Annotated in this window: 11 protein-coding genes; 10 read left to right on the top strand and 1 reads right to left on the bottom strand. The window is 61.3% G+C overall.

All coding sequences use genetic code 11. The features are described from left to right. Positions 1-49 precede the first annotated feature (49 nt). Together KVQ82_RS17560 and KVQ82_RS17555 are read left to right on the top strand one after the other, a co-directional pair. On the top strand, positions 50-961 hold the full coding sequence (locus KVQ82_RS17560; RefSeq protein ID WP_222014854.1) for a hypothetical protein: 912 nt from the start codon (positions 50-52) through the stop codon (positions 959-961). Positions 962-1,452: 491 nt separating this feature from the next. Next, positions 1,453-1,812 carry a hypothetical protein gene (locus KVQ82_RS17555; protein ID WP_222014852.1) on the top strand — a complete coding sequence of 120 codons (360 nt, stop codon included), beginning with the start codon at positions 1,453-1,455 and terminating at the stop codon, positions 1,810-1,812. A 211-nt stretch (positions 1,813-2,023) separates the two neighbouring features. Here KVQ82_RS17555 and gspI read toward each other — a convergent pair whose 3' ends face one another. Further along, positions 2,024-2,398: a type II secretion system minor pseudopilin GspI gene (gene gspI / locus KVQ82_RS17550; protein WP_222014848.1), complete on the bottom strand. Its 375-nt coding sequence runs from the start codon at positions 2,396-2,398 to the stop codon at positions 2,024-2,026. A 148-nt stretch (positions 2,399-2,546) separates the two neighbouring features. On the opposite strand from gspI, the gene gspG reads away from it, so the two are divergent. The 8 genes from gspG (at position 2,547) to KVQ82_RS17510 (ending at position 12,597) form a co-directional block, all read left to right on the top strand. Beyond that, positions 2,547-3,005 (top strand): type II secretion system major pseudopilin GspG, encoded by a 459-nt coding sequence (gspG, locus tag KVQ82_RS17545; RefSeq protein WP_027613117.1) that lies wholly within the window; start codon positions 2,547-2,549, stop codon positions 3,003-3,005. 8 nt (positions 3,006-3,013) lie between these two features. Further along, on the top strand, positions 3,014-3,967 hold the full coding sequence (gspK, locus tag KVQ82_RS17540) for a type II secretion system minor pseudopilin GspK (protein ID WP_222014847.1): 954 nt from the start codon (positions 3,014-3,016) through the stop codon (positions 3,965-3,967). Then, positions 3,964-5,148 carry a type II secretion system protein GspL gene (gene gspL / locus KVQ82_RS17535; RefSeq protein WP_222014846.1) on the top strand — a complete coding sequence of 395 codons (1,185 nt, stop codon included), beginning with the start codon at positions 3,964-3,966 and terminating at the stop codon, positions 5,146-5,148. The genes gspK and gspL overlap by 4 nt, the downstream gene beginning before the upstream one ends. Then, positions 5,141-5,689 carry a type II secretion system protein GspM gene (gspM, locus tag KVQ82_RS17530; RefSeq protein WP_222014845.1) on the top strand — a complete coding sequence of 183 codons (549 nt, stop codon included), beginning with the start codon at positions 5,141-5,143 and terminating at the stop codon, positions 5,687-5,689. The genes gspL and gspM overlap by 8 nt, the downstream gene beginning before the upstream one ends. Then, on the top strand, positions 5,686-8,067 hold the full coding sequence (gene gspD, locus KVQ82_RS17525; RefSeq protein WP_222014843.1) for a type II secretion system secretin GspD: 2,382 nt from the start codon (positions 5,686-5,688) through the stop codon (positions 8,065-8,067). Before gspM ends, gspD begins: the two co-directional genes overlap by 4 nt. 307 nt (positions 8,068-8,374) lie before the next feature. Next, positions 8,375-9,781 carry a type II secretion system ATPase GspE gene (gene gspE / locus KVQ82_RS17520; protein ID WP_222014841.1) on the top strand — a complete coding sequence of 469 codons (1,407 nt, stop codon included), beginning with the start codon at positions 8,375-8,377 and terminating at the stop codon, positions 9,779-9,781. Then, positions 9,781-10,995 carry a type II secretion system inner membrane protein GspF gene (gspF, locus tag KVQ82_RS17515; RefSeq protein ID WP_047293962.1) on the top strand — a complete coding sequence of 405 codons (1,215 nt, stop codon included), beginning with the start codon at positions 9,781-9,783 and terminating at the stop codon, positions 10,993-10,995. The genes gspE and gspF overlap by 1 nt, the downstream gene beginning before the upstream one ends. 489 nt (positions 10,996-11,484) lie before the next feature. Continuing rightward, entirely contained in the window at positions 11,485-12,597 is a 1,113-nt protein-coding gene (locus KVQ82_RS17510) for a substrate-binding domain-containing protein (protein ID WP_222014838.1), read from the top strand. The last annotated feature ends 48 nt before the right edge of the window (positions 12,598-12,645 follow it).

The following is a 12,645-nucleotide window of genomic DNA, read 5'->3' as shown; positions in this document are numbered from 1 at the left end:
GTAGCGAGAGCGCTGGTCAGTAAACGAACCAAAGCCAAGCATTATGCATGTGGCAAACAAAGAAGAGGGGGGGGCGATGACGGTCTGGGAACCTATTAATGGCGTGTATATGGCTACAACCGCTACAACACCATTTCTTGTAAACCTAGGATGGTTGGAAAAATGGGCTAATTCGCCGCTGATAACTGCTGTTATAGGCGGCATGATTGGGGCGGGTTTCGGTGCATGGGCTGCGGGGTACATCGCAAAAAGGGGAAAACGATACGAATCTATTAATGAAGAAATTCGGGCTTGCAACTTAGCGATGCTACTGTCTCAACAATGCTTCAATCTTGCTTTGACACTTAAGATTGATGCAGTAAAACCCATTACAGAAGCCTATAACATAGCCCGTGGTGAGTATCTAGATACAAAGGTGGATGCACCTTCAGAAAGACAGAGTCTACAGAAGATCCACCCGATAAGCCCGCCGCTCGACGCATTGCGCACCACTGCCCTAGAACACCTTACTCTGCCGGGTCCTGCCATTCGGGCGGTATTGCAGGTAGTCGAATCGACGAATTGCCTCAATCGCGCTCTAATTCTTCGTAACGAACTGACAGATACGTTTTTACACCAACAATTTCCACCCGGTATGAATTTCCACCACATGTATTTCGGGATACCGAAGGATGGTACCTGCCACGCCGGCTACATGGACAGTATGAAAAGCATGACTAGGTACAATGATGAAGCACTGTTTTTTAGCATGACGCTATGCCAGATGTTGGATGATCAAGGGGTGCAGTTGCGAAAAGAGCGTAAAAAACTCAGTCGAGGGAAAGTCTCCATTAATCGCTTCCGACTGAATGACAGAATTCCAGAGGGAATCATCCCGAACTCCGGTAACTACGCAGAATGGTTTGCTGGTTATGAAGTCCACACCGTTTCTAAAAAAAGGTGGTATTGGAGTAGAAGATGAAGCAGGCCAACCCTCGGCTACGTTGTTATTACCTTCCGACAGCTAAACATCAGCTTTACGCTGCATTCCACCAAGCGATCTAAGACCTGAAAAGAGGATGGGTCTATTTAGGGGATATTTTTCCGCAGTAAGGTCAAAGTAAACATCGGCGTTTAAAAAGACATCTCCAGATACTCACTCGGTCTACACATCCTTGCGCCATTGCCTACAGCTACGCCAGAATCCGCTGGCTTGTGCGCCTTTGGGGTGGGTTCTATTGTGGTTCGGTCGCTGACAAATCAGCGATCGGGTTTCGCAGCCCGGATTAATCAAGGCGCACAGCGCTCCCAATCGTTGCCATTTTTGGCAATGGTGCTTCATGGCGGCTGTGCGCGGGATACCTTCGGGTATGCCGGGTTCCTTGATTCCCGGTCTGCGAACCTGCGTACAGCTGCCACCTCCCTTCGTTTCGCAGCGAACCGTGGCGGCTCCAATAATCAAGGAGCTTCACCATGATCAAACCAACACCCAACCCACCCGAAACCGCCTCGGTTTCCCCCTACGAATCCATCGACTCAAAAAAACTCCACGAAGCCGCCGACCGCGCGCTCGACCATTACCTCTGTCCGCCCGGTGCCACGCCGCCGCCGCGTAAAACCCGTGGGATGTATGCCGTGACGGCGGACAACAAAACCGAAGAGTTGCTGGTGGATGCCAGTGAGACGCTTGCTTCGGCCAAAAACATCGCGCAGAACATTGCCAGCCTGGTGCCGGTGTCGCAGCGTCGGGCGCTGTTGGGGATTGCGCAGTTGATTATGCTCGGGGAGTTGGCGGTGAATCGGGCGTTGGATAATTTGCAGTTGCCGGGGTGATGGTTGTGCTGGGCGTGCCTGCTGATTGATTGGGTGTCGGTTCTGGCGCCTTCGCTAGCAGGTTCACTCCCACAGGGTTTCAGGCTGATGGCCGGTATCGTGTGGGGCATGCGTTGTTTTGTTGCCTGAGATGTTTGTGTAGGGGCTGCCGAAGGCTGCGATCTTTTGATTTTAAAAAACAAGATCAAAAGATCGCAGCCTTCGGCAGCTCCTACAGGGGACGATTCAACAGGGTTTCCAGGCGGGCCAGGGGCGGGGCGTCCTGGTTGCGGTTGAAGACCTGGATGGCGATTTTGAGTAATCGGCCATTCTCTGCCGCTGCGATTACCTGCTCACACCGCAACAACAACCGTCCCTGATCACAATCAACAGCCTTCACTCCCGTCGGCAATCGACCTTCCAGTTGCAGCTCCGCCATGCGCGTTTGCGCCGCAATCATCGCCACCGACCGATCCCGCAAAATCCCGCTGCTCTGCGTCATCAACCCCGCCACGCGCACGGCCGCCGACATCGCCACGGCGATGATCGCCAGCGCCACCAGCACTTCAATCAGGGTGAATCCGTTTTCTCGGGAGCGTGCAGGCATAGATGGCCCAAAACCAGAACACAGCCCTCGACCCTAAGCCCCGTCCTTGACGGCTTGACGACGAAAACTCCCGAGGATTTTCAACATCCCTGACATATCTTCTTGCAACACTGCGCGTCGAATCGAATCAAGCCAAGGGAATGTCGAGATGGATATCGCGCAGTTCAAACAGCCCGGACGACCGAGCCGGATGCCGCGTGGGCAGCAGGGTTTTACTCTGATCGAGATCATGGTGGTGGTGGTGATTCTCGGGATTCTGGCGGCGATGGTGGTGCCCAAGGTGCTGGATCGGCCGGATCAGGCGCGGGCCACGGCGGCGAAGCAGGACATTGGCGGTTTGATGCAGGCGCTGAAGTTGTATCGACTCGATCACGGCACTTATCCGAGCCAGAGTCAGGGTTTGAAAGTGCTGGTGGAGCGGCCGGCGGATGCGAAGAACAGTAACTGGCGTTCGTACCTGGAGCGTCTGCCGAATGACCCGTGGGGCCGTCCTTATCAGTACCTTAACCCTGGCGCCAACGGCGAGATCGATATCTTTTCCCTCGGTGCCGACGGTCAGCCTGACGGCGACGGCGTGAATGCCGATATCGGTTCCTGGCAGCTGTAAGGCCGGTGATGAACAGCCAATCGAACCAGCAGGGGATGGCGATCATCAGTGCGCTGTTGATCGCGGCGGTGGTCGCGGTGATTGCGGCGGGGATGTTGACCCGGCAGAGCGTTTCGACCCGCGCGCTGGAGGCGGATCAGCAGCGGGTGCAGGGGCGCTGGGTGTTGCACGGTGGTCTGGAGATCAGTCGGCAATTGCTTTGGGATGCGCGGCAGCGTGATCCGTTGACCCGGCTCGATCAGCCGTGGGCGCAGCGTTTGAATGCGCACGGTTTCGAGGGGCGGCTGGAGGATGAGCAGGGCAAGTTCAACCTGCGCAATCTGGTGGCCAACGAGCGTATCGATGAGGCGCAGGTGCAGGCGTTTCAGCGGCTGTGCGCGCTGATCGGCATCAGCGCCGGGTTGAGTCAGCGCATCAGTCAGCGGGTGATCGGCTCTTATCCGTATCTGTTGAATCCGCAGATTGCCGAAAACACCACGAGCAAAAACGCCTTTGACAGTGGCCGCGCCACGTCGCCGAATGCGTCGCGCAAGCCACAGAATCCGAAGTTGCCGATGCTGCGCAGTGTCGATGATTTGCGCAGCGTCGAGGGCGTGAATGACGCGGTCATTGGCAAACTGGCGCCATACCTGACGGTGATCCCCGCGACCACCTGGCTCAATGGCAATACCGCCACCGCGCCAGTGTTGGCCGCGTATGTGCCGGGGTTGTCGCTGGAGCGGGCGCAGGCGCTGATCAATGAGCGCGACGCCGGGCGCTGGTTCATCAACCGTGGCGATTTCGTCAACCGCTTGCGCATGCCGAATCTGGAGCTGACCAGCGTCAAGGTCGGCATCACCAGTGACTGGTTTCGTCTGCGTGGCGAGGCACGGCGTGATCAGCGTCGGGTCAGTCTCGATGCGTTGCTGCACCGCAGCGAGGATCGTCTGCCGCAAGTGATCTGGTCGCGGGTGGGGGCATGAGCCAGTTGCGTGTGAGTTTGCCGCCACTGGCGCAGTTGAATCTCGACAGTGAAATGGACTGCGCGTGGCTGGACCGTCAGGGGCAGGTCATTCGTGAACAGCGCCAGACCTTTAGCCAACTGGGGCAGTCACCCAGGCAGCCACCGCTCAGCGCTTTTCTGAACCCGGCGGACAGCCTGCTGGCGAGCATCGACCTGCCACCATTGCCGGCGAACAAGACCGCAGCGGCGGTGCAATGCGCGGCGCAGGCCTTGATGCTCGGCGACTGCAGTGACATGCATATCGCTCACAGTTCGCGGGATGAAGCGGGGCAGGTGCAGATTGCCTGGGCGCCGCGTCAACGCTTGCAGCATCTGGGGCAATTGCTGAAGCAGGCCGGTTTGAATCTGCGTGGTTTGTACCCGGCGGCGTACCGCTTGCCGGTGCTGCCGGGCACGGTGGCCTGTCGGCAGGACGGCCATTTGTTGCTGCGCGAAAGCGTGCAGGTGGCGCGGGTGCAGCCGCTGTTCGACGACGAGATTGGCGATTGGCTGCTGAGCTGCGGCACGCCGCTGCACTGGATCGGTTCGACGCCACCGCCGGATGCGCAATTGCCGATGGCCGAAGCGCAGCGCTGGACCGGGCCGTTGCCCGGTTGGGGCCTGCAGGGTGCGGTGCAACAGCAGCGCAGCGAGCATCGCGGTTGGGGCCGGGCGCTGGGGCTTTGCGCCTTGGCGGTGGCGGTGTGGGTGATTGGCTTGAATCTGTATGCCGCCCGCGAAGCCAGTCAGGGCCAGCAGCTCAAGGCGCAGATGACGCTGCGGGTGAAGCAGGCGTTTCCCGAGTTGCCGGTGATCCTCAATCCGCTGCAACAGGCGCGTCAGCAACTGGCGGCGCGGCAGAAGGGCGCGGCGGAGGACCCCGCGCAGCCGTTCAATCGGCTGGTGTTGCAGGCCGGCAGTGGCATGCCGTTCATGGCCGGCACGGTCGAGCGCCTGACGTTTGTCGACGGCAGCTTGCAGTTGAGTCTGCTGGCCGATGCCCGGCGCAGCGCCAATGACAAGGACAAGGATTGGCAAGCCGCATTGGCCCAGGTCGGGATCAGTGCGACGGCTGATGATGAAGGCTGGCTGCTGCGACCGAGCGACGAAGTCACCACCCCCGACGAAAGCGCTGACGACAGCGGAGCAGAAGATGAATAAGGCATCGCTCGCGGTGTATCGCGCCCGTTGGCAGCGTTTCAGCGCGCAGCTTCAAGTGCGCTGGCAGGCGTTGGCCCTGCGCGAAAAGCGCATGGTCGGCGGCATGGCGGTGGTGCTGCTGTCGCTGTTGGTGTGGGTCGCATTGATTCAGCCGCCGCTGAAAAAAATCACTTACTGGCAACGCGAAACGCCGAAGTTGCGCGCCCAGACCGAGGCCCTCGAAGTGCTGTTGCGCGAGGTCAGCGTGCGTCCGCAGGGGCAAAGCATCGAGCAGTCGCTTGAGCAGACGCTGCAGGCCACCGGGTTGGCCGGGCACTTCCAATTACAGGCCGGGGAGGCCGGCGCTTGGCAACTGACGTTCGACGCGGCGCCAGCCGATGCCGTGCTCGACTGGCTGCTGAGCACCCCGACACAACTTTCTCTGCAAGTGGTCGAGGCCCGTCTGCAACGCGCCGACAACGCTTCGACCGAAGTCACTGCCGGCACATTGTCAGGCACCGTTCGCATGGATCAGGCGCTGGGCGCTAAGGAAGCTTCATGAAGGGGTCAGGATCCAAACCGGCACGTCTGGCATTGCCGATGCTGCTGATGGCATTGAGCGCGTGCAGCAACACCACCGCGCCGCCGAATCAGCCGCCGTTGCTGGTGGACAGCGAACTCGGTCGGCCATTGGCCAACACCCAACGTAGTGGCGATGCGCTGCTTGATCGGCAACGCGCCCAGGCACAAACCGCGCCGCAACCACGGCAGATGCACAACATCACCGAACGCGCACGCAGTGGCGGCGCCCCACGCGGCAGCACACTGCCGAGCAATCCGCTGGGCGATCAGCCGGTGACGCTGAATTTTGTCGACGCCGATATTCAGGCGGTGGTGCGCGCGTTGTCGCGTTCCACCGGCCAGCAGTTTCTGGTCGACCCTCGGGTCAAGGGCAGCCTGACGCTGGTCTCGGAAGGTCAGGTGCCGGCACGCCAGGCTTATGACATGTTGCTCGCGACGTTGCGCATGCAGGGTTTCAGCGTGGTCGATGTCGGCGGCGTCGCCCAGGTGGTGCCGGAGGCCGACGCGAAACTGCTCGGCGGTCCGATCTACAGCGCCGACAAACCCGCCGGCAACGGCATGCTCACCCGCACCTTTCGCCTGCAATACGAGAACGCGGTGAACCTGATTCCGGTACTGCGCCCGATCGTCTCGCCGAACAACCCGATCAATGCCTACCCCGGCAATAACACCATCGTGGTTACCGATTACGCCGAGAACCTGACCCGCGTCGCCCAGTTGATCCAGACCATCGACACCCCGAGCGCGATCGACACCGACGTGGTGCAGATCCAGAACGGCATCGCTGCCGACATCGCGCCGATGGTCGCGGATCTGCTCGACGCGCCGGGCAATGATCCGACGCAGAAAATAGCGGTGATCGGCGACCCGCGCTCCAACACCATCATCATCCGCGCCGGCAGCCCCGAGCGCACGGAGCTTGCGCGCAACCTGATCTACAAACTCGATAACGCACAGAGCAATCCGAGCAATCTGCATGTGGTGTATCTGCGTAACGCGCAAGCGGCGAAACTGGCGCAGGCCCTGCGCGGTTTGCTGACTGGCGAAAGCGACAGCGGCACCAGCGACAGTGCGCGCTCGGTGCTCAGTGCCATGGGCAGCAACGGCAACAACAATGGCGGTTCGGGTGCGCAGAGCGGCACGCAAACCAGCGGCAGCACCTCGACCACGTCGAGCACTGGCAGTACCGGCGGCAGTTATGCGCAGGGCAGCAGTTCGACCGGCAGCGGCGGCAATCAGGCCAGCGAACAGAACGTTGCGTTCAGCGCGGGCGGGGTGACGATTCAGGCTGACGCGACCACCAACACCTTGCTGATATCAGCGCCGGAACCGTTGTATCGCAACCTGCGCGAGGTCATTGATCTGCTCGACCAGCGCCGCGCGCAAGTGGTGATCGAGAGCCTGATTGTTGAGGTCGGCGAGGACGATGCCAGTGAATTTGGTGTGCAGTGGCAGACCGGCAACCTCGGCGGCAACGGCGTAATCGGCGGGGCGAACCTTGGCGGTTCGGGGATCAATCTCAACGGCAAGACCAGCCTCGATGTGCTGCCGCAGGGTTTGAACCTCGGTTATGTCAACGGCACCGTCGATATCCCCGGCATTGGCAAGATTCTCGATCTGAAAGTGCTGGCCCGGGCGCTGAAGAGCAAGGGCGGCACCAACGTGCTGTCGACGCCGAATCTGCTGACCCTGGATAACGAGGCGGCCAGCATTTTTGTCGGCCAGACCATTCCGTTTGTCAGCGGCAGTTACGTCACTGGCGGCGGGGGCACCAGCAATAATCCGTTCCAGACCGTGACCCGTGAAGAGGTGGGCTTGAAGCTGAATGTGCGGCCGCAAATTTCCGAGGGCGGCACGGTCAAGCTCGATATCTATCAGGAAGTCAGCAGCATCGACGAACGTGCTTCAGTCAGCGCGCGAGCGGCGGGGATCGTCACCAACAAGCGCGCAATCGACACCAGTATCCTGCTCGACGACGGTCAGATCATGGTCCTCGGCGGCCTGCTGCAGGACGGCTACAGCCAGAGCAACGAAGCGGTGCCGTGGCTGGGGACGTTGCCGGGAATCGGTGCGCTGTTTCGCAACGAGCGCCGGGCGATCAGCAAGACCAACCTGATGGTGTTCCTGCGCCCGTACATCATTCGCGACAGCGAAGCGGGTCGCAGCATCACCCTCAACCGCTACGACTTCATGCGCCGCGCCCAGGGCGGCCTGCAACCGGAGCGCAGCTGGGCGATGCCGGACATGCAGGCGCCGCAGTTGCCGACGGCGGCGCAGGGTGTTCCGGCGGTGGTGCCGGGGACGGGGCCGAGGGCGACGATCAAGGCTGTGCCGATTGAAGGGAGCACACGCTTTTGAACAGAGTCCTCAATCTGAGAAGTAACCCTGTAGTGAGGGGATTTATCCCCGATGGGCAGCGAAGCGGCCCCAAAACCTATGCACGCGGTCAATCAGATGGATCCGGATGTCAGGTTTCGGGGCTGCTGCGATGCCCATCGGGGATAAATCCCCTCACCACAAGAATTCCCCTCACCATAGAGAGCCGGGGCGACGCTGGACCTGTAGGAGCTGCCGCAGGCTGCGATCTTTTGATCTTTAAACGCAAAAGATCGCAGCCTGCGGCAGCTCCTACACGGGATTGTATTGTCATGGGGGGAGGGTGTAGATGAGTGCATTGCCCTACGCCTGGGCCAAGGCCCAGCGCATTCTGTTGTGCGACGGCGTGCTGACCGTTTGCCCATCGACGCCGGGCTGGTCGATCAACGAGGTGCGGCGCCAGTTCGGTGAAACCTCGCTCAGGCGCGTGCGCGACGACGAACTCGACGGCTTGCTCGCCTCCGCTTATGCCGACACCGGCAGCGCCGCCGCTGTGGTCGGTGCAGCAGAAAACGAAGTCGACCTCGACCGCCTGATGCAGGACATGCCGGAAATCACCGACCTGCTCGACACTCAGGACGGCGCGCCGGTGATCCGCATGATCAACGCCTTGCTCACTCAAGCCGCGCGCGATGAGGCCAGCGACATTCACATCGAACCGTTCGAAACCCATTCGGTGGTGCGCTATCGGGTCGATGGCACCCTGCGCGACGTGGTCTCGCCGCGCAAGGCGTTGCACGGTGCGCTGGTGTCGCGGATCAAGATCATGGCCCAGCTCGACATCGCCGAAAAACGCTTGCCGCAGGACGGTCGTATCGCGCTGCGTGTGGCCGGGCGGCCGATTGATATTCGCGTCTCAACCGTGCCCACCGGGCATGGCGAGCGCGTTGTCATGCGTTTGCTCGACAAACAGGCCGGGCGTCTGCATCTGGAAACCCTCGGCATGGACGCGCAGGTGCTGGCCAAACTCGATCAGCTGATCCGCCAGCCCCACGGCATCGTGCTGGTCACCGGCCCCACCGGCAGCGGCAAGACCACCAGCCTCTACGCCGCGCTGGCGCGACTGGACGCCAGCACCAGCAACATCCTCACCGTCGAAGACCCGGTGGAATACGACTTGCCGGGGATCAGCCAGATTCAGGTCAACGCCAAGATCGACATGACCTTCGCCCTGGCGCTGCGGGCGATTCTGCGCCAGGACCCGGACATCATCATGATCGGCGAGATCCGCGACCTGGAAACCGCCCAAATCGCCGTGCAGGCCTCGCTCACCGGGCATCTGGTGCTGGCGACCTTGCACACCAACGACGCGGTGTCGGCGGTCAACCGCTTGATCGACATGGGCGTCGAGCCGTTTCTGCTGGCCTCGTCGATGCTCGGTGTACTGGCGCAACGCTTGGTGCGACGGCTGTGCAATCAGTGCAAGCAGGAAGACCCGGCGGCACCGGGCACGTGGCGGCCAGTGGGCTGCGCCGCCTGCAACCACACCGGCTACAGCGGACGCACCGGCATCCACGAATTGTTCTGCATCGACGACGACATCCGCACCCTGATTCACCAAGGGGCAGGGGAGCAGGCCTTGCGCGCGGCAGCGGCCAAGGCCGGGATGTTCAGCCTGCGCGAGGACGGCGAGCGCTGGATTCGCAGCGGCGCCACCGCGCCTGAAGAAATCCTCCGTGTCACTCGGGACGCCTGATGAATCGCTATCGTTTTGAAGCCGCCGACGCCACCGGCAAGATCGAGTCCGGGCACCTGGAGGCGGACAGCCAGGGCGCGGCGTTCGGCGTGTTGCGCAGTCGTGGATTGACCGCGTTGTCGGTGCACAAGGAAAGCAACGTCGCCCAGCATGGCGGCGGCAGTGGCTTGTTCAGTGCGCGGATGTCGGACAACGACCTGGCCTGGGCAACCCGGCAATTGGCGAGCCTGCTCGGTGCCAGCCTGCCGCTGGAGGCGGCGCTCAGCGCGACGGTGGAGCAGGCCGAGAAAAAACACATCGCCCACACGCTCAGCGCGGTGCGCGCCGACGTGCGCAGCGGCATGCGTCTGGCCGAGTCATTGGCCGCGCGGCCACGGGACTTTCCAGAAATCTACCGCGCGTTGATTGCTGCGGGGGAGGAGTCTGGCGATCTGGCGCAGGTCATGGAGCGGTTGGCGGATTACATCGAAGAACGCAACAACCTGCGCGGCAAGATTCTCACCGCGTTTATCTATCCCGGTGTGGTCGGGCTGGTGTCGATCGGCATCGTGATCTTTCTGCTGAGTTACGTGGTGCCGCAGGTGGTCAGTGCGTTTTCCCAGGCGCGGCAGGACTTGCCGGGGCTGACCTTGGCGATGCTCACCGCCAGTGATTTCATTCGGGCGTGGGGCTGGTTGTGTGCGGCGATCATGGCCGGGGCGTTCTGGAGCTGGCGCCTGTACCTGCGCAATCCGGCGGCGCGCTTGAGTTGGCATCATCGGGTGCTGAAATTGCCGCTGATCGGGCGTTTCGTGTTGGGCCTGAACACTGCGCGATTCGCCTCGACCCTGGCGATTCTCGGCGGTGCCGGGGTGCCGTTGCTGCGGGCGCTGGAGGCGGCGCGGCAGACGTTATCCAATGATCGACTCAGCCTGAGTGTCAGCGACGCCACGGCCAAGGTGCGTGAAGGGGTGAACCTGGCGGCGGCGTTGCGGGTGGAGAACGTGTTCCCGCCGGTGCTGATTCACCTGATCGCCAGCGGCGAGAAAACCGGCGCACTGCCGCCGATGCTTGAGCGGGCGGCGCAGACCCTGTCCCGCGATATCGAACGGCGGGCGATGGGCATGACCGCGTTGCTCGAACCGCTGATGATTGTGGTGATGGGTGGGGTAGTGCTGGTGATTGTGATGGCGGTGTTGTTGCCGATCATCGAGATCAACCAGCTGGTGCAGTAGCTGCGATTGATGTTGTCTGCCCGGGCCCCATCGCTGGCAAGCCAGCTCCCACAGGGGGCAGTGTTGTTAATGCGATCTGCGTCACAACATCAAAACCTGTGGGAGCTGGCTTGCCAGCGATAGGGCCATGCAGCACAACAAATAACTCAGACTTTTTTACCAGGACTTCAGCATCACCCGAGCCTCAAAAGAACCATCCTCGGGTTCTCCTTTCTGTCATCTGCAACCACCCCGCAACGGCTGCAGCCAGTTTCAGCCAAACCCACGATCCAGCCCCCTCGCCATCCCCCGCAAACACCCGAGAAAACCCCCTGAAATACCCCGCGCAGCTCCCGAGGTTTTTTCCTTTATCTGTCACCGGAAACTGCGAATTTCTCACTGCGACTTAACCCCGGGCCCGCTTGCAAAGGTCAGCGGTGAGTCTTCCCAGTGTCATGCAAGTCCCCTGAAAACCTGTGTTCACAACCATCGTTGAAAAGGAGATTCTTCATGTTCAAGCGCACTCTGATCGCCGCTTCCCTGACCGTCGCCGCCCTGGCTTCCGCCCAGGCCATGGCCGTTACCGGTGGCGGCGCCACGCTGCCAGCCGCGCTGTACAAAGGTTCGGCCGACAGCATCCTGCCTGCCAACTTCAGCTACGCCGCCGTGGGTAGCGGTGCCGGCAAGACCGCTTTCCTGACCAACAACCCGGCCGGCTTCAGCACCACCGGCACCGTGCATTTCGCCGGTAGCGACTCGATCCTCAGCGCTTCGGAAATCAGCACCTACAACACCACGTACGGCGCTTCGTACGGCCCGCTGATTCAACTGCCGTCGGTGGCCACTTCGGTTGCCATCCCGTACAAAAAAGCCGGCCAGACCGCGCTGAACCTGACCAGCGCTCAACTGTGCGATGCGTTCTCCGGTGCCAAAACCACTTGGGGCCAGTTGCTCGGCACCACTGACACCACACCGATTCGCGTTGTTTACCGCAACGTTTCCAGCGGTACTTCGGAAATCCTCAGCCGTCACTTGAACTCGGTCTGCCCGACTCAGTTCGCCACCAACTCCACCTTCACCAACGCGCGTCTGCCAGCCGGTTCGGCACTGCCGTCGAACTGGGTCGGCGTCGCCAACACTGCCGATGTCGCCACCGCCGTGAACGCGGTTGACGGTTCGATCGGTTATGTCGGTCCGGACGGTGTCGACGCTACCAGCAACGCTGTTGTTGCTCGCGTCAACGGCGTTCAGCCAACGTCGCTCAACGTCACCCTGGCACTGTCGTCGGTGTCGGCTCCTTCGACCCCGGCCCAGGCTGCAAACCCTGCCAACTGGTCGCCCGTGGTGGCTAACCCGGCTTCGGGTTACAAACTGGCTGCCTACACCAACTTCATCTTCGGTCAGTGCTACAAGGATGCAACCGTGGCCGCGGCCGTCAAAGCCTTCCTGACTCAGCACTACAGCAACCCGGGCAACAACACTGCGACTCAGGCCCACAAGTTCGTCGCCGTGCCTAACGCCTGGAAAACCGCGGTCACCGCCAACTTCATCACCAACACTTCGGGCAACAACCTGGACATCAACAACGCCAGTGTCTGCAACGCTATCGGTCGTCCTTTGTAAGCTCGCGCGGTCGTAACGCCGATGACGGCAACCTTGGGGTTGCCGTCA

Origin of the sequence: Pseudomonas sp. AO-1 (assembly GCF_019775695.1) — a bacterium.
Classification (GTDB): domain Bacteria; phylum Pseudomonadota; class Gammaproteobacteria; order Pseudomonadales; family Pseudomonadaceae; genus Aquipseudomonas; species Aquipseudomonas parakoreensis.
The sequence above is the reverse complement of the archived record's forward strand: the minus strand, read 5'-3'. Positions and strand labels throughout refer to the sequence as shown.